General features: G+C 64.1%; 17 protein-coding genes. 8 read left to right on the forward strand and 9 right to left on the reverse strand.

Going from position 1 to position 15,595, the window contains the following annotated elements; genetic code table 11:
• Positions 1 to 15: 15 nt before the first annotated feature.
• Complete coding sequence (gene crp, locus AC1RB9_RS03255; protein WP_003085214.1) at positions 16 to 660, reverse strand: cAMP-activated global transcriptional regulator CRP; 645 nt, start codon at positions 658 to 660, stop codon at positions 16 to 18.
• 271 nt (positions 661 to 931) lie between these two features.
• Between crp and AC1RB9_RS03260 the strand changes: the two genes are divergently transcribed.
• Together AC1RB9_RS03260 and speD are read left to right on the forward strand one after the other, a co-directional pair.
• On the forward strand, positions 932 to 1,354 hold the full coding sequence (locus tag AC1RB9_RS03260; RefSeq protein WP_003085219.1) for an OsmC family protein: 423 nt from the start codon (positions 932 to 934) through the stop codon (positions 1,352 to 1,354).
• 319 nt (positions 1,355 to 1,673) lie between these two features.
• On the forward strand, positions 1,674 to 2,468 hold the full coding sequence (gene speD, locus AC1RB9_RS03265) for an adenosylmethionine decarboxylase (protein ID WP_003101641.1): 795 nt from the start codon (positions 1,674 to 1,676) through the stop codon (positions 2,466 to 2,468).
• Between the two features lie 54 nt (positions 2,469 to 2,522).
• Here speD and coq7 read toward each other — a convergent pair whose 3' ends face one another.
• Together coq7 and AC1RB9_RS03275 are read right to left on the reverse strand one after the other, a co-directional pair.
• Positions 2,523 to 3,170, reverse strand: a complete 648-nt coding sequence (gene coq7 / locus AC1RB9_RS03270) for a 2-polyprenyl-3-methyl-6-methoxy-1,4-benzoquinone monooxygenase (RefSeq protein WP_003085224.1) — start codon at positions 3,168 to 3,170, stop codon at positions 2,523 to 2,525.
• Positions 3,171 to 3,269: 99 nt separating this feature from the next.
• Positions 3,270 to 3,608: a histidine triad nucleotide-binding protein gene (locus AC1RB9_RS03275; RefSeq protein ID WP_003085225.1), complete on the reverse strand. Its 339-nt coding sequence runs from the start codon at positions 3,606 to 3,608 to the stop codon at positions 3,270 to 3,272.
• A gap of 78 nt (positions 3,609 to 3,686) precedes the next feature.
• Between AC1RB9_RS03275 and AC1RB9_RS03280 the strand changes: the two genes are divergently transcribed.
• A complete protein-coding gene (locus AC1RB9_RS03280) occupies positions 3,687 to 5,168 on the forward strand; it encodes an AAA family ATPase (protein WP_003101642.1) in 1,482 nt (493 codons plus the stop codon).
• A gap of 39 nt (positions 5,169 to 5,207) precedes the next feature.
• Here AC1RB9_RS03280 and AC1RB9_RS03285 read toward each other — a convergent pair whose 3' ends face one another.
• The 4 genes from AC1RB9_RS03285 to hemJ all read right to left on the reverse strand — a co-directional run bounded on the left by AC1RB9_RS03285 (position 5,208) and on the right by hemJ (position 8,674).
• On the reverse strand, positions 5,208 to 6,008 hold the full coding sequence (locus AC1RB9_RS03285; RefSeq protein WP_003459453.1) for an SDR family NAD(P)-dependent oxidoreductase: 801 nt from the start codon (positions 6,006 to 6,008) through the stop codon (positions 5,208 to 5,210).
• Between the two features lie 60 nt (positions 6,009 to 6,068).
• Positions 6,069 to 7,145 (reverse strand): DUF805 domain-containing protein, encoded by a 1,077-nt coding sequence (locus tag AC1RB9_RS03290; RefSeq protein WP_003459458.1) that lies wholly within the window; start codon positions 7,143 to 7,145, stop codon positions 6,069 to 6,071.
• 121 nt (positions 7,146 to 7,266) lie between these two features.
• Entirely contained in the window at positions 7,267 to 8,235 is a 969-nt protein-coding gene (locus AC1RB9_RS03295) for an NAD(P)H-dependent flavin oxidoreductase (RefSeq protein ID WP_003117983.1), read from the reverse strand.
• Positions 8,236 to 8,251: 16 nt separating this feature from the next.
• Positions 8,252 to 8,674, reverse strand: coding sequence for a protoporphyrinogen oxidase HemJ (gene hemJ / locus AC1RB9_RS03300; RefSeq protein WP_003142818.1), 423 nt, complete (start codon positions 8,672 to 8,674; stop codon positions 8,252 to 8,254).
• A 290-nt stretch (positions 8,675 to 8,964) separates the two neighbouring features.
• On the opposite strand from hemJ, the gene argC reads away from it, so the two are divergent.
• The 4 genes from argC (at position 8,965) to erpA (ending at position 11,569) form a co-directional block, all read left to right on the forward strand.
• Complete coding sequence (gene argC, locus AC1RB9_RS03305; RefSeq protein WP_003101649.1) at positions 8,965 to 9,999, forward strand: N-acetyl-gamma-glutamyl-phosphate reductase; 1,035 nt, start codon at positions 8,965 to 8,967, stop codon at positions 9,997 to 9,999.
• Entirely contained in the window at positions 9,999 to 10,718 is a 720-nt protein-coding gene (locus AC1RB9_RS03310; protein ID WP_003085249.1) for a DUF6776 family protein, read from the forward strand. Before argC ends, AC1RB9_RS03310 begins: the two co-directional genes overlap by 1 nt.
• Entirely contained in the window at positions 10,719 to 11,141 is a 423-nt protein-coding gene (locus AC1RB9_RS03315) for a bactofilin family protein (RefSeq protein WP_003120826.1), read from the forward strand.
• A gap of 77 nt (positions 11,142 to 11,218) precedes the next feature.
• Positions 11,219 to 11,569 (forward strand): iron-sulfur cluster insertion protein ErpA, encoded by a 351-nt coding sequence (erpA, locus tag AC1RB9_RS03320; protein WP_003085254.1) that lies wholly within the window; start codon positions 11,219 to 11,221, stop codon positions 11,567 to 11,569.
• Between the two features lie 53 nt (positions 11,570 to 11,622).
• Here the strand turns inward: erpA and AC1RB9_RS03325 are convergent, their stop codons facing one another.
• Complete coding sequence (locus AC1RB9_RS03325) at positions 11,623 to 12,714, reverse strand: anhydro-N-acetylmuramic acid kinase (RefSeq protein WP_003085271.1); 1,092 nt, start codon at positions 12,712 to 12,714, stop codon at positions 11,623 to 11,625.
• 2 nt (positions 12,715 to 12,716) lie between these two features.
• Positions 12,717 to 14,156 (reverse strand): peptidoglycan DD-metalloendopeptidase family protein, encoded by a 1,440-nt coding sequence (locus AC1RB9_RS03330; RefSeq protein ID WP_003459468.1) that lies wholly within the window; start codon positions 14,154 to 14,156, stop codon positions 12,717 to 12,719.
• 188 nt (positions 14,157 to 14,344) lie between these two features.
• Between AC1RB9_RS03330 and tyrS the strand changes: the two genes are divergently transcribed.
• Positions 14,345 to 15,544, forward strand: coding sequence for a tyrosine--tRNA ligase (gene tyrS / locus AC1RB9_RS03335; RefSeq protein ID WP_003101660.1), 1,200 nt, complete (start codon positions 14,345 to 14,347; stop codon positions 15,542 to 15,544).
• Positions 15,545 to 15,595 lie beyond the last annotated feature (51 nt).

Here is a 15,595-nt window from a genome sequence, read left to right on the forward strand (position 1 = left end):
TTTCATGGGTGCTGTTCAGCGGGTGCCGAAGACCACCATGGTCTTTCCTTTCACATGCACCAGGCCCTGCTCCTCCAGGCTCTTCAGCACGCGTCCGACCATTTCCCGCGAGCAGCCGACGATCCGGCCGATCTCCTGGCGGGTGATCTTGATCTGCATGCCGTCCGGGTGGGTCATGGCGTCCGGTTGCTGGCACAGGTCCAGCAAGGTGCGGGCCACGCGTCCGGTGACGTCGAGGAAGGCCAGGTCGCCCACCTTGCGGGTGGTCTTGCGCAGGCGGTCGGCCATCTGGCTGCCGAGGGTGTAGAGGATCTCCGAGTCCTGCTGCGACAGTTCGCGGAACTTCGCATAGCTGATCTCGGCGACTTCGCATTCCACCTTGGCACGAACCCAGGCGCTGCGTTCCTGTTCGCTGCCTTCCTTTTCGAACAATCCCAGCTCGCCGAAGAAATCACCGCTGTTGAGGTAGCCGATGATCATTTCGCGGCCGTCGTCGTCCTCGATGAGGATGGTGACCGAACCCTTGATGATGAAGAACAGCGTTTCGCAGCGATCGCCGGCATAGATGATGGTGCTCTTTGCGGTGTAGCGGCGGCGGTGACAGTGTGCGAGCAGCTTGTCTAGGTGTTTGAGTTTGGGTGTGTGGGTAATAGCTACCATGCCCGAGTCCCGAAAGAATAAAGAATATGCCTGACGTACAAGGCGATGTTTTTTTGAGTTCTTATGGAGAGACCTGCCAGGGCCCGGGAGCTCAGCGGAGAACTCCCCCCAACCGGGCAGATCAGGAAGTGTGCCAGTAAACCGCGTCCAGCTTAACAGACGGACCATGAAGGTCGATGTGATTTTGCGACGCAGCTATCAGGACTGTGATCCCGTACTGTCCTTGGGCCCTGTGCTAAGCTGGCGCCCTTTGCCGGCGGGAGTCTGAACGATGAAAGCGCGTATCCAGTGGGCGGGCGAGGCGATGTTCCTCGGCGAGTCCGGTAGCGGCCACGTGGTGGTCATGGACGGTCCGCCGGACCATGGCGGACGCAACCTCGGGGTGCGCCCTATGGAGATGGTCCTGATCGGCCTCGGCGGCTGCACCAACTTCGATGTGGTCAGCATCCTGAAGAAGGCGCGCCAGCCGGTGGAGAGCTGCGAAGCCTTCCTCGAGGCCGAAAGGGCCGACGAGGAGCCCAAGGTGTTCACGAAGATCCACGTGCACTTCGTGGTCAAGGGCCGCGGTCTCAAGGAGGCCCAGGTCAAGCGCGCGGTGGAGCTGTCGGCGGAGAAATACTGCTCGGCGTCGATCATGCTCGGTCGCGGCGGGGTGGAGATCACCCACGACTACGAGATCGTCGAACTCGGCTGAGACGACATCCGGTCATCATAAAAGGGGCGCAAACTCTGGCGGAGGCTTGATTGGCTCTGCATAATGCGCCCCTTTTTTCGTGCCGCGCGATTCCGTCGGGCGGCCGTTCAGTTCGGAAGATTCTTCCGCTCTGATAGACGTTTCCCGAGCCATCCCGGTCGGGTGACCAATGGCGCCAGCCGGCGCCCGTGCAACTCAACAAACCACAATCGCCATCGCGAAGAGGTGTTAACCGTCCTACGCAGGTGCGTCGTTCGCATCTGACGGGCATGCCCCAACCCTGCGGCAGAGCCGCAAGCAACCGAGAGAGTTCCCCACGGTGAAAAGCAAACTCAAGCTCCACGGGTTCAACAACCTGACGAAGACCTTGAGCTTCAACATCTACGACATCTGCTACGCCGAGACGCCCGAAGACCTCCAGGCCTACGTGCAGTACATCGACGAAGAGTATGACGCGGAGCGTCTGACGCAGATTCTTACCGATGTTGTCGACATCATCGGCGCCAATATCCTGAACATCGCGCGTCAGGACTACGACCCCCAGGGCGCCAGCGTGACCATCCTGATCTCCGAGCAGCCGGTCACTCCGACCGACAGCCAGATCGAAGAGTCCCCGGGCCCGCTGCCGGACACCATCCTGGCGCACCTGGACAAGAGCCACATCACCGTGCATACCTACCCGGAAATCCATCCGGTGGACGGCATCGCGACCTTCCGCGTGGACATCGACGTTTCCACCTGCGGAGTGATCTCCCCGCTGAAGGCCCTGAACTACCTGATCCACCAGTTCGACTCGGACATCGTCACGGTCGACTATCGGGTCCGCGGCTTCACCCGCGACATCGAGGGGCGCAAGCATTTCATCGACCACGAGATCAACTCGATCCAGAACTATCTCTCCGACGACACGCGCGAGGCCTACCAGATGACCGACGTGAACGTGTACCAGGAGAACCTGTTCCACACCAAGATGCTGCTCAAGGACTTCGAACTGGAGAACTACCTGTTCGGCGACGCTACCCGGACGCTCTCGGCGGAACAGCGTGAGCAGGTCACGGAACGGCTCAAGCACGAAATGCTGGAGATCTTCTACGCGCGCAACATGCCGCGCTGATCGCACACGAGAAAGAAAAAGCCCGCTTCGAGCGGGCTTTTTCATGCGTGCGATTCAGATGCGGTAGGTGCTCTTGGTCATCACCTTCGCCAGCAGGCTCATGCCCAGCTTCACCGGTGCCGGGAAGCGCAGGCCGCCGGCGGCCAGGGCGTTGCTCGAATGCTGTTCCTCGTCGATACGCATCTGCTCGAGGATGGCACGGGATTTCCGATCCTCCTGGGGAATCTGCGCCAGGTGTTCGTCCAGATGCTTGCACACCTGGTCTTCGGTGGCGGCGACGAAGCCCAGGCTGACCCGGTCGCTGACCAGCCCGGCGGCGGCACCGACGCCGAAGGACAGGCCGTAGAAGATCGGATTGAGGACGCTGGGACGGCTGCCCAACTGGCGGATGCGTTGCTCGCACCAGGCCAGGTGGTCGATCTCCTCCTCGGCGGCTTCCTCCATCGCCTCGCGGACCTCGGGCAGCTTGGCGGTCAGCGACTGGCCCTGGTACAGCGCCTGGGCGCAGACCTCGCCGGTGTGGTTGATGCGCATCAGGCCGGCGATATGGCGGGTGTCTTCCTCGCTCAGTTCGCCATCGGGTTCCACGATGGCCGGCGACGGTCGCGCCGGCTGGCCGCTGAACGGCAGCAGGGTGCGCAGGGCGGAGTCGGCCTGCAGCAGGAAACGGTCGATGGGCGAATAGTGGCGGTCGGCGGACATGGCGCACCTCCGGAAACGAAAGATCGCACCAGTTTACCGGAAGTGCGCTGATAGCAGGATGTTGCGGACGGGCTGCGATGTCGCAGCGCCAGCAGGGATTCAACCCGGCGGCCAGTGCATCTGGCGTTGACCCAGCACGTGCATGTGGATGTGGTGCACGGTCTGCCCGCCAAGGTCGTTGCAGTTCATCACCACACGGAAGCCTTCCTCGCAGCCCTGCTCCCGGGCCAGGCGCTGGGCGGTGAAGAGGATATGGCCTGCCAGCGGCCGGTCGGCCTCGGTCAGGTGCTCGAGGGTGGGAATGTGCCTTTTCGGGATGACCAGGAAGTGCACCGGCGCCTGCGGGCCGATATCGTGAAACGCGACAACTTCCTCGTCTTCGTAGAACTTGCGCGCGGGAACTTCCCCCGCCACGATCTTGCAGAACAGACAGTCCATGGGCGATTCCTCCGGCCTCGGGTGCTTTCCCGAGTGTAGCGGTGCCCGTCGCGACCGCCCAAGCGTGAAGGAGCCGCAGTGAAGAACGACATACACGACCTCGGCCTGGTCCTGGATTCCCGGGTCAAGCTGATCCTGATCGAGTCCTGGGACGAGCCGAAGGTGATGGAAACCCTCACCGGCCTGGCGGTCAGGCGCGGCCTTGGCCTGTATGCCTGGTCGGTGACCGAGGGCGTGCAGCGCCTGGGCTTCGGCGGCGAGCCGCTGGGCGGGGAGGAGAGCCGCGACCCGGTCGCGGCGTTGCGCTTGATCAAGCACGATCAGCAGGCGAATCTCTACGTGCTCTGCGACCTGCATCCTTTCCTTGGCGACAGCCCGACCCTGGTGCGCCTGCTCAAGGAAATCGCCATGGCCGAAGGCAATCATCGACCGACCGTGGTGCTGGTGTCCCATGCGCTGAAGCTGCCGGCCGAGGTGCAGCGCTTCGCCGCGCGGTTCTCGCTGTCCCTGCCCAGCGAGGACGAACTGCTCGGCATCGTCCGCGAGGAAGCGACGCGCTGGAGCGAGCGCAACCGTGGTGCCCGCGTGCGCACCGACAACCGGACCCTGCAGCAGGTGGTGAAGAACCTGCGCGGGCTCAGCCATGCCGAGGCGCGACTGCTGGCGCGCAACGTGATCTGCAACGATGGAGCGATCACCCAGGAGGACCTGCCCGAGCTGAACCGCACCAAGTTCCAGCTACTCGACCTAGAGGGCGTGCTGAGCTTCGAGTACGACACCGCGCGCTTCGCCGAGGTCGGCGGGCTTGCCGCGCTCAAGCGCTGGCTCGGCGAGCGTCAGTCGGCGTTCCTCGCCGGCACGCCTGGCGACCAGCCGAAGGGCATGATGCTGGTCGGCGTACAGGGCGCCGGCAAGAGCCTGGCGGCCAAGGCGGTGGCCGGCCTCTGGGGCTTGCCGTTGCTGCGTCTGGATTTCGCCTGTCTCTACAACAAGTACTTCGGCGAAACCGAGCGCAACCTGCGCGAGGCGCTGCGCCTGGCCGAACAGATGGCGCCCTGCGTGCTGTGGATGGATGAAGTGGAGAAGGGCATTTCTGGTGGCGACCAGGACAACGGCGTCAGTCAGCGCGTGCTGGGTACCCTGCTGACCTGGATGGCCGAGCGCGAGGCGCCGGTCTTCATGGTCGCCACCGCGAACGCTATCGACCGCCTGCCGCCCGAACTGATCCGCAAGGGACGCTTCGACGAATTGTTCTTCGTCGACCTGCCGACGCCGGAGGTTCGCGCCGAGATCTTCCGCATCCACCTGCAACGCCGCGAGCTGGAGCCGGCACAGTTCGACCTCCTTCTGCTGGCGGCTGCCAGCGAGGGTTTCAGCGGGGCGGAGATCGAGCAGGCGGTGGTGGCGGCACTGTACGCCGGGCAGGCGCGACAGCAGGCGGTGGATCAGGAGCTGTTGCTCAGGGAGCTGTCGCGAACCTCGCCGCTGTCGGTGCTGATGGCGGAAAAGCTCGCCGCGCTGCGGACCTGGGCCAAGGGGCGGGCGGTGCCGGCAGACTGAGCCGACGGCTAACCTCGTTGCCCTGCGAGGAGAGGCCGATCAACCCCGTGGGACGGAGGGTACCGCCGAGGCGTTGATCCGCGCGGCGAGTCGGCGCACCAGCCAGCGTGGCGCCAGGCGTGGGCTCAGCGCCAGCAGGCGATTGCGCCAACCGGGGACGATCAGGGCGCGGTTCTTGTCCAGCCCGCGCAGGGCCAGCAGCGCGACTTCCTCCGGGGTCATCATCAGCTTGCTCCGGTCGAGCCTGCCGAGCCGCATCCCGGCTTCCCGGAAGAATGCCGTGCGGGTTGGCCCAGGGCACAGCACCGAGACCTTGACGCCGCGCTCTTTCAGTTCTTCCCGCAAGCCTTCCGAGAAGTGCAGGACGTAGGCCTTGCTGGCGTAGTAGTTGCTCATCCAGGCGCCGGGCTGGAAGGCGGCCACCGAGGCGATATTGAGTATCTGGCCACCGCCCTGTGCCACCATGCGGGCGCCGAGGGAGTGGCAAAGGCGGGCCAGGGCCAGGATGTTGAGTTCGATCAGTTCCTGTTCCCGCGCCCATTCCTGGTCGATGAAGGGGCCGGAGGTACCGATCCCGGCATTGTTAACCAGCAGGTCGATCTGTCGTTCGCCCTGTTCCAGTTCGTGCAACAACCCTGACAGTTGCAGCGGCTCGGAAAGATCGCAGGTGCGGAACAGCACTTCCACGCCGAAACGCTGCGCCAGCTCATAGGCGATGCTCTCCAGCGCGTCGCGCTGGCGCGCCACCAGGATCAGGGCGCGACCGCGCCGGGCCAGGGCTTCGGCTAGGGCCAGGCCGATACCGCTGGAAGCGCCGGTGATCAGGGCATAACGGGGCATTCGAGACTTCTCCGAAACGGACGGGGAATTGGACCCCGCCCGTCGCGAGGGGTTGCGTGGCTACTGTTGGTCGTCGTCTTCCATGGCCTCTGCCGCCGCCGTGGCGGCTTCATCGGCTTCGGCCGCCGCTGCGGCGGCCTGCTCGTCGGTGGTGTACGGGTCGGCTGGAGCGCTGGCGCCGCCGTCATAGTTCGCTCGCTCCAGGTAACCCTGGTAGGACGGCAGGGCGATGGCGGCGATGATACCGACTATCGGCAGCAGGATGATCAGACTGGCCAGGACTTTCACCCCGGTGCTGTTCGCCGGCGGCGGCGGACCGTAGCGGTTGGCGCCGGTGCTGCCGGGCAGGACCAGCATCAGGATGCCGAACACGCTGCCGACGAAGGGGACGAAGTTGAGCAGCCAGAGCCAGCCCGACCAGCCGAGGTCATGCAGGCGCTGCACGCCGATCATCACGGCGATGACGATGAAGGCGATCGAGGCCAGGGCGGTGACGGCCACGCCGACGGTTTCGCCGAGCAGGAAGCCCAGGCCCATGATGACCAGGAAGCACAGCGTCATCGCCATCGACCAGCCGAGATAGCGCAGGCGTCCGATCCGGCCGTTGGTGGTGAACACGTTCAGCTCGCCGAACTCGGGGAGGGCGTCGCCGACCTGGGCGCTGGGTGGTGTGTAGGGAGACGCGCCCGCAGCCGCGGTGGCCGCAGGCGCGGCGTTTTCGCCGAGCTGCGCCTGGCGTGCCAGGTACTTCTCGATGATGACGCCGCAGGCCGAACATTCCGCTCCGCTGGGCTGTTCATGGCCGCATTTCGGGCAGGTCATGGGAGGCAGGTCTTGCGCCGGGGTTTCCTCCGCGACCTGGGGGTTGTGATCGGGCGTTTCCACCAGGCTCAGGCTGGCCGCCAGGTCGACTTCCTTGTAGGCATTGGCGCCGGCCTGGCGCAAGGCGGTCAGGTAACGCTCCGCCTCGGCCTCTGGAAGTTCGCGTTTCAGCACCACCGGGCGACCGCCGAAGAGGGCGTCGATCTTGCCCGGTTCGCTCTTGAACAGGCGGGCGAGATTGTCCTTCACGGTTTCGAGCGATGCGTCGGGCATCAGCTCGCCGGAGAAGACGATCTTGAAGCGTTGGTCGGTCATGCAGGCATCCTTGTCAGCTGGGGTGAGAGAAATGCAGCCGACAGCCTAATCGGCGGCCTTGGCGCCCACAAGCGCGAGATGAGAACTCCCGCACAAGCCGGGGCGCCGTGACCCGGCGGTTTCAGCGCGGCCAGCGGTTGGCCAGGCGATCCATGTTCCGCAGGGCGGCGCGATATTCCCGGTCGAGGCGGGCGACCAACTCGTCGACGCCGGGCAAGTCGTCTATGTTGCCCGCGCCCTGGCCGGCGGACCACACGGTCTTCCAGGCCTTGGCCTCGTCGTTCACCGGCTTGAGTTTCTCGCCGTAGTTCATGTCTGCCTTGTCGGTCAGGCGCTTCAGATCGTAGCCGGCGGCCTCCAGGCTTTGCCGCATGAAGCTGGCCGGTACGCCGGACACCGCCGGGGTGTGCACGATGTCGGCGGCGCGTGCCTCCAGGATCATCTGCTTGTAGGCGTCGGAGGCATTGCTCTCGCGGGTGGCGATGAAGCGAGTGCCGAGATAGGCCAGGTCGGCGCCGAGCATCTGTGCGGCGAGAATCTCGTGGCCGTGGTTGATGCAGCCGGCCAACAGCAGGGTCTTGTCGAAGAACTGGCGGATTTCCGCGACCAGCGCGAAAGGGCTCCAGGTCCCGGCGTGCCCGCCCGCGCCGGCCGCCACCGCGATCAGGCCGTCGACCCCGGCCTCGGCGGCTTTTTCGGCGTGGCGGCGGGTGGTGACGTCGTGGAACACCAGGCCGCCGTAGCTATGCACAGCGTCTACCACTTCGCGCACTGCGCCGAGGCTGGTGATGACGATCGGTACGCGGTGCTCGACGCAGATCCGCAGGTCGGCCTGCAACCGCGGATTGGTGTTGTGGACGATCAGGTTCACCGCATAGGGCGCGGGATTGTCCAGCGCCTGCAGGCCGGCCCCGATTTCCTCCAGCCATCCCTCGAAGCCGCTGCTCTCGCGCTGGTTGAGCGCCGGGAAGCTGCCGACGATGCCGCTGCGGCAGCAGGCCAGCACCAACTGCGGGTTGGATACCAGGAACATCGGCGCGGCCACCATCGGCAGTCGCAGGCGTTGGTCGAGCAGGGCGGGCAAGGACATGGACAGGACTCCTGGGTCAGAAAGGTTTGAGCACCACCAGTAGGACGATCAGCAGCAGGAACAGTACAGGCACTTCGTTGAACCAGCGGTAGAACACATGGCTACGCCCTGCCTCGCCGCGGGCGAAGCGCTTGAGCATGGCGCCGCAGGCGTGGTGGTAGCCGATGAGCAGGACCACCAGGGTCAGCTTGGCGTGCAGCCAGCCTTGGCTCAGCCAGCCGGGGGTGAGATAGAGCATCCAGAGGCCAAGGACCAGGGTGGCGAGCATCGAGGGCATCATGATCCCCCGGTAGAGCTTGCGCTCCATGACGCAGAAGCGTTCCCGGCTGGTCTGGTCCTCGCTCATGGCGTGGTAGACGAACAGGCGCGGCAGGTAGAACAGGCCGGCGAACCAGCAGACTACGGCGATGATATGGAAGGCTTTGAGCCACAGGTACATCAGGACATCCTCTTGATCACGGTGCCCCGATAGTAGAGGGATGGCTGGAACGCGTCACCCTGGCGGCTTGCCGCTGTCTGATTTGCCGGCAGATATGGCCGCATAACAGGTAGGAACATTCGGATAGGGCCTCGCAGCAATTTCTGCCCGACGACCCCGCGGGCTAGACTGCCGACCGAAGGGCCGAACCGGTCGCAAAGCCGGACGCCCAGCGCTGTTCATGCCGGCGCTCGGCTCTTATCATTGGCCTCTTTTGGCTAGCTTGCCTCAGCGCGCGGAGTGATGGACAGATGATCAAGGTCGGCATCGTTGGCGGTACGGGTTATACGGGCGTGGAACTGCTGCGCCTGCTGGCGCAGCATCCGCAGGCCCGGGTGGAAGTGATCACTTCGCGTTCCGAGGCGGGGGTGAAGGTCGCCGACATGTACCCGAACCTGCGAGGTCATTATGACGACCTGCAGTTCAGCGTGCCGGACGTGCAGCGCCTCGGCGCCTGCGACGTGGTGTTCTTCGCCACGCCGCACGGCGTGGCGCACGCGCTGGCTGGCGAACTGCTGGACGCCGGGACCCGGGTCATCGATCTGTCCGCTGACTTCCGCCTGGCGGACGCCGAGGAGTGGGCGCGCTGGTACGGCCAGCCGCATGGCGCTCCGGCGCTGCTCGACGAGGCTGTCTACGGCCTGCCGGAAGTGAACCGCGAGAAGATCCGCCAGGCCCGCCTGATCGCCGTGCCGGGTTGCTACCCGACCGCGACCCAACTGGGCCTGATCCCGCTGCTGGAGGCCGGCCTGGCCGACGCCTCGCGGCTGATCGCCGATTGCAAGTCCGGGGTCAGCGGCGCCGGTCGGGGCGCCAAGGTTGGCTCGCTGTTCTGCGAGGCGGGCGAAAGCATGATGGCCTACGCGGTCAAGGGGCATCGGCATCTCCCGGAAATCAGCCAGGGCCTGCGTCGGGCCTCCGGCGGCGACGTCGGGCTGACGTTCGTACCGCACCTGACGCCAATGATCCGCGGTATCCATGCAACCCTCTATGCCCATGTCGCGGATCGCTCGGTCGACCTCCAGGCGCTGTTCGAGAAGCGCTACGCCGACGAACCCTTCGTCGACGTGATGCCGGCCGGCAGCCATCCGGAGACCCGCAGCGTGCGTGGCGCCAATGTCTGCCGAATCGCCGTGCATCGCCCCCAGGGCGGCGACCTGGTGGTGGTGCTGTCGGTGATCGACAACCTGGTCAAGGGCGCCTCGGGTCAGGCGCTCCAGAACATGAACATCCTGTTCGGGCTGGACGAGCGCCTGGGCCTCTCGCATGCGGCCCTGCTCCCCTGATGTCCGGCTGGGAACTCCAGTTCCGTGATCCACGGCGGGCCTGGCTGGTCCGCCTCGGGGTGGGTGCGCTGCTGCTGGCGGTTCCGCTGGCGTTTCTCGGCGGTCGCTGGTCGACCGGGGCGGACGCCGCTCGCAGCGAGGCCGATGCGCAACGCCAGGAAACCCTGATCGGCGAGCAGAAGGCCGAGCTGGAGCGCCTGCGTACCGAAATCGAGGTGTTGCGCAGCGGAGAACGCCTCAGCCAGCAGGCCACCGAACAGAGCCGGCAGACCATCAAGCTGCTTGAGGACCAGGTGTTCAAGCAGCAACAGGACATCGCGTTCTACAAGGGGGTAGTCGCGCCGGCCAGCAAGGCGGATGCGCTGGAAATCCGTGCCTTTGAGGTGCAGGGCACGGACGACCCGCAGCGCTTCCGCTATAAGGTGATGCTCAGCCGCCTGGGCAGGGACGACCGCAAGCTGGATGGGCGGCTGAAAGTCCGCATCAGCGGCAAGCTGGCGCGCAAGGACGCTACCTACGACCTCGAACAGCTCTCGCCGGAACTGGGCAAGACAGGGCTGTCGATTTCCCTCCGGCATTTCCAGTCGATCCCAGAAGGGGGGCGTTTCGCCGAGCTGGAGCTGCCGAAGAACTTCATCCCGAAGCTGATCGACGTACGTGCGGAGCTGAATGGCCAGTCCAAACCGCTACAGCGCCGTTTCGATTGGCCGAAGCAGTGAGTGAGCATTATGTGGAGCAAGAACAAAGGCCGGGCCGACGTCCAGCGTTTCACCGGGCAGACCAGCCTGATCGCCAGCGGCGCCGAACTGGTCGGTGACATGAACCTCAAGGGCGCGGTGCAGATCGACGGCACCGTCCGCGGAGCGTTGCAGGCGCACGAAGGGCTGGTGCGGGTCAGCGCCGGCGGTCGAGTCGATGGCGAAATCCGGGCCCCCCATGTGATCATCGACGGTCAGGTGGATGGCGACATCCATGCCATCGAACGCCTGGAGCTGGGGGCCCAGGCCCGGGTGAAGGGCAATCTTCACTATGGGCTGATCGAAACCGCCATGGGGGCCCAGATCGAGGGCCGCCTGTGCCCGATGACCGAGGCCAGTCCGCGCCCGCTGGAACTGCCTGCCAGCGTGGAAACTGTGGATTAGTTGACCATTTTTCTGGGACAAGAGGATAATGGGCGTAATGTTGTAACGCACGGCCTCAAGCCGGGAGATTCGGAAACATGAGCATCGAGACCTTCACCCCTACGCCCCTGCTCTTTACCCCAGGCGCAGCCAACAAGGTGAAGACGTTGATTGACGAAGAGGGCAATCCTCGCCTGAAACTGCGTGTATTCGTCACCGGCGGCGGTTGCTCGGGCTTCCAGTATGGCTTCACCTTCGACGAAGATATCGCCGATGACGATACCGTGATCGAGCGCGATGGTGTGGGCTTGGTGGTGGACCCGATGAGCTTCCAGTACCTGGCGGGCTCGGAAGTCGACTACCAGGAAGGCCTGGAAGGTTCGAGGTTCGTCATCAAGAACCCGAACGCCGCCACGACTTGCGGTTGCGGACAGTCGTTCTCGATCTGACGTCGATGGGGCCGCTACGAAAACGCCGCGCTTATATGCGCGGCGTTTTCGTTTCAGGCGGGATACAGCGCGCCCAGAGTTCTGGGACCGAGCGCACCGGTCACATCAGGGCAGTTGCCGGGCAGGCGCTCGAGAAACCGATGGGCTAGCCAGGCGAATGCCATGCCCTCCATCCAGGCAGGGGGAATGCCGTATTCGTCGGTACTGGCGACCCGAGCTTCGGGCATCAGCAGGGCCAGGCGCTTCATCAGCGCCGTATTGAAGGCGCCGCCGCCGCATACCAGCACCTCTTCGCAGTCCGGCTGGGCGTCCAGCAGCGATTCGCTGATGCTGCGCGCGCTCAGTTCCAGCAGGGTTGCCTGGATATCCGCTGCCGGCAAGGCAGGGTGACGAGCCAGGTGCTCCTGCAGCCAGGACAGGTTGAAGCGCTCGCGCCCGGTGCTCTTGGGGCCACGCGCGGCGAAGAACTCATCCGCCAGCAGGCTTGCCAGCAGTGCGTGGTTCATCTGGCCGCTGGCGGCCCACGCACCGTCCCGGTCGAAATGTTCGCCGCGTTGGTGATGAATCCAGGCGTCCATCAGCACGTTGCCCGGGCCGCAGTCGAAGCCGCGTACCGGCTTTCCGGGGCTGAGCAGCGAAACGTTGCTGAAGCCACCGATGTTCAGGACCGCCCTGGAGGCGTCATCATCGCCAAACAGCGCCTGATGGAAGGCCGGTACCAGCGGGGCGCCCTGGCCGCCGGCTGCGACGTCGCGGCGGCGGAAGTCGGCGACGACATCGATGCCGGTCAGCTCCGCCAGCAGGGCGGGGTTGCCGATCTGCACCGTGAAGTGGCGAGCGGGTTCATGTCGGATGGTTTGACCGTGACTGCCGATGGCACGGACTTCGTCGGGGCTCATCTGCTGCTGGAGCAGCAGTTCGCGCACGCCCTGTGCTGCAAGGGCGACCCAGCGTTGCTCGACTTCGGCGGCGCGGGCGATTTCATCGGGACCGGGGACGCACAGGGCGAGGATGTCTTCGCGCAGCCCGGCCGGCATGGGTAGGTAATGGGAAGCGAGCAAGGTGGTGCGATCACCTTGCTCGATCAGGACGATGTCCATGCCGTCCAGGCTGGTTCCGGACATCAACCCCAGGTAGCGCGGCACGATCAGCGCTGCTTGTTCAGGGCCAGGAGGGTTTTCTTCTCCTGATCCATGCGCGCGATCATCGGCTGGGTCTGCGCCATGAAGCGCTTGCGATCTGCGCCACCGAGCGGGTCCGCCATGGGCAGCTTGGCACTCAGCGGATCGACGTGACGGCCATTGATCTGGAACTCGTAGTGCAGGTGCGGGCCGGTGGCCAGGCCCGTCATGCCTACGTAACCGATGATCTGGCCCTGCTTCACGCTGGTACCGGCGCGGATACCCTTGGCGAAGCGGCTCATGTGTCCGTAGATGGTCCGATAGCGCTGGCCGTGCTGGATCACCACGGCGTTGCCGTAGCCCCCCTTGCGTCCGGCTTCGAGGATCTTGCCGTCTCCGGTGGCCTTGATCGGTGTGCCGATGGGGGCAGCGTAGTCGACGCCCTTGTGCGCGCGGATCTTGTTCAGGATCGGGTGGCGGCGGCCCAGGGAGAAGCGCGAGCTGATGCGGGCGAAATCCACCGGCGTACGGATGAATGCCTTGCGCATGCTGGAGCCGTCGGCGCGGTAGTAGCTGGTATTGCCCTGCTTGTTGGTGTAACGCACGGCGGTGTAGGTCTTGCCGCGGTTGACGAAGCGGGCGGCGAGGATATTGCCGGTCGCCACTTGCTTGCCGTTGACCTTGTGCTGTTCGTAGATCACGTCGAACTCGTCGCCCTCACGCAGATCGAGGGCGAAGTCGATGTCGTAGCCGAAGATATTCGACAGCGACGTGATCAGGTTATAGGGCAGGCCGGCGTTACGACCGGCAACGAACAGCGAGCTGGTGATGCGGCCATGGGCATAGGCGGTATGCAGGTCTATCTGGGCCTTCTCGCGTTTGAAGGAGTAGCCCTTGTCGGTCTTGTCCAGGCCGATGGTCTCGAGTTCGCTCTGCTTGACTCGCAGCGCCTGCAGCTCTCCTTTGGGGTCGAGCTTGAGCTTGACCTCCTGGCCGACCTTCAGATGGGTGAAGCGCTTGGCATCCTTGCTGCTGGTCAGCATGTCGTGCATGGCCGAGGTGGAAAGGCCTGCCTTGGTGAATACGGTCGACAGCGTATCGCCACTGGCGACGGTGATGGTCTTCCACTCGGGATCGACGGGCTTGATGTCGGCATCGGCTACAGATGCGCCCGGCTTGTCCGAGTCTTGCTCGGCGGTGTTGTCGTCGGAGGCGCCTTCTACCTGAGCGAAAGGCGTGCCTTCGTCGCTGGAATTGGTGACCGATTGCGGCAGGAGGTCGTCTTTCTCCTGAAGGAGGCGATCGGTGTTGCTTTCAAGCTCCAGATTGAGCGTGGTCCTCTTGGCCTCGACTTCGCTCGAGGGGAACACCAGTAGTGCCAAACTGAGGAGCGCTGCAACACCGCTGGCGGCCAACAAGTGGCTTTTCGGGTAATACGGCGGCGCTTTCTGATCGGATTGCGTCATGGCGTGATTGGTGTTTTTGGATTGTGAATAAATAACTGCCTAAAATATAACCAAAATCTCCTTGAATCAAGCCAAAAGTCGCGTCTGGCCTGGCTCCGTCCCCCTGACGGTCGGCAAAATTTGTTTTTAGTCTGCGATCTTGTATGGTTGGTTCCCTTTCGATTTTGGCAATTGGGCAGAACCTGTAAATGAAGTCGGTTGAAGAGCAGCTGGCGCTGATCCAGCGCGGTGCAGACGAGATCCTGGTAGAGGCGGAACTGGTGGCCAAGCTGAAGCGTGGCCAGCCCTTGCGGATCAAGGCCGGCTTCGACCCGACCGCTCCCGATCTGCATCTTGGCCATACCGTGCTTATTAATAAGCTGCGCCAGTTCCAGGACCTGGGGCATCAGGTGATCTTCCTCATCGGCGACTTCACTGGGATGATCGGTGACCCCAGTGGGAAAAGTGTTACCCGTCCTCCCCTGACGCGCGAGCAGGTTCTGGAGAATGCGGAGACGTACAAGTCCCAGGTCTTCAAGATCCTCGACCCGGCCAAGACCGAAGTAGCCTTCAATTCCACCTGGATGGACCAACTGACCCCGGCTGACTTCATTCGTCTTGCCTCTCAGTACACCGTTGCGCGGATGCTGGAGCGTGATGACTTTAGCAAGCGCTATGCCAGCAATCAGCCCATCGCTATCCATGAGTTCCTCTATCCGCTGGTCCAGGGCTATGACTCCGTCGCGCTGAAGGCGGACGTCGAGTTGGGTGGCACCGACCAGAAGTTCAACCTGCTGATGGGGCGCGAGCTGCAGCGTGCCTATGGCCAGGAGGCCCAGGTGATCCTGACCATGCCGTTGCTGGAAGGGCTGGATGGCGTGAAGAAGATGTCCAAGTCGCTGGGCAACTATATTGGTATCCAGGAAGCGCCGGGTGTCATGTACAGCAAGCTGGTCTCCATTCCTGACACGCTGATGTGGCGTTACTTCGAACTGCTCAGCTTCCGTTCCCTGGATGAGATCGATAGCTTCCGCAAGGACGTCGAGGCGGGCGCCAACCCGCGTGACATCAAGATCAAGCTGGCCGAGGAGATCGTCGCCCGCTTCCATGGCGAGGAGGCGGCGGCGAGCGCACACAAGTCGGCCGGCAATCGCCTGAAGGATGGCGAGCTGCCGGAAGACCTGCCGGAGATCGAGCTGTCGTCCCCCGAGGATATGCCCGTTGCCTCTGTCCTTAATAAGGCGGGGTTGGTGAAGAATGCGGCTGCGGCTCGCGATCTCCTGGGTGCCGGCAGCGTCAAGGTGGATGGGCAGGTCGTCGACCGCACCTTCATGCTGGCGCTGGGTGAGACCCGTGTGTTCCAGGCAGGGAAGAAGGCTTTCGCGCGCATCACGCTGAAGGCTGAATAATTCTTTCAAATAAGTGTTGACGCCAGTTTCTATCTCCCTATAATGCGCACC

The organism is Pseudomonas sp. 20-5 (assembly GCF_056782835.1).

Bases quoted from the DNA above. Each gene is read 5' to 3' on its own strand.
- crp (WP_003085214.1), bottom strand. From the start codon at position 660: ATGGTAGCTATTACCCACACACCCAAACTCAAACACCTAGACAAGCTG.
- AC1RB9_RS03260 (WP_003085219.1), top strand. From the start codon at position 932: ATGAAAGCGCGTATCCAGTGGGCGGGCGAGGCGATGTTCCTCGGCGAG.
- AC1RB9_RS03290 (WP_003459458.1), bottom strand. From the start codon at position 7,145: ATGACCGACCAACGCTTCAAGATCGTCTTCTCCGGCGAGCTGATGCCC.
- coq7 (WP_003085224.1), bottom strand. From the start codon at position 3,170: ATGTCCGCCGACCGCCACTATTCGCCCATCGACCGTTTCCTGCTGCAG.
- hemJ (WP_003142818.1), bottom strand. From the start codon at position 8,674: ATGTACCTGTGGCTCAAAGCCTTCCATATCATCGCCGTAGTCTGCTGG.
- argC (WP_003101649.1), top strand. From the start codon at position 8,965: ATGATCAAGGTCGGCATCGTTGGCGGTACGGGTTATACGGGCGTGGAA.
- AC1RB9_RS03275 (WP_003085225.1), bottom strand. From the start codon at position 3,608: ATGGACTGTCTGTTCTGCAAGATCGTGGCGGGGGAAGTTCCCGCGCGC.
- AC1RB9_RS03310 (WP_003085249.1), top strand. From the start codon at position 9,999: ATGTCCGGCTGGGAACTCCAGTTCCGTGATCCACGGCGGGCCTGGCTG.
- AC1RB9_RS03285 (WP_003459453.1), bottom strand. From the start codon at position 6,008: ATGCCCCGTTATGCCCTGATCACCGGCGCTTCCAGCGGTATCGGCCTG.
- tyrS (WP_003101660.1), top strand. From the start codon at position 14,345: ATGAAGTCGGTTGAAGAGCAGCTGGCGCTGATCCAGCGCGGTGCAGAC.
- AC1RB9_RS03330 (WP_003459468.1), bottom strand. From the start codon at position 14,156: ATGACGCAATCCGATCAGAAAGCGCCGCCGTATTACCCGAAAAGCCAC.
- erpA (WP_003085254.1), top strand. From the start codon at position 11,219: ATGAGCATCGAGACCTTCACCCCTACGCCCCTGCTCTTTACCCCAGGC.
- AC1RB9_RS03295 (WP_003117983.1), bottom strand. From the start codon at position 8,235: ATGTCCTTGCCCGCCCTGCTCGACCAACGCCTGCGACTGCCGATGGTG.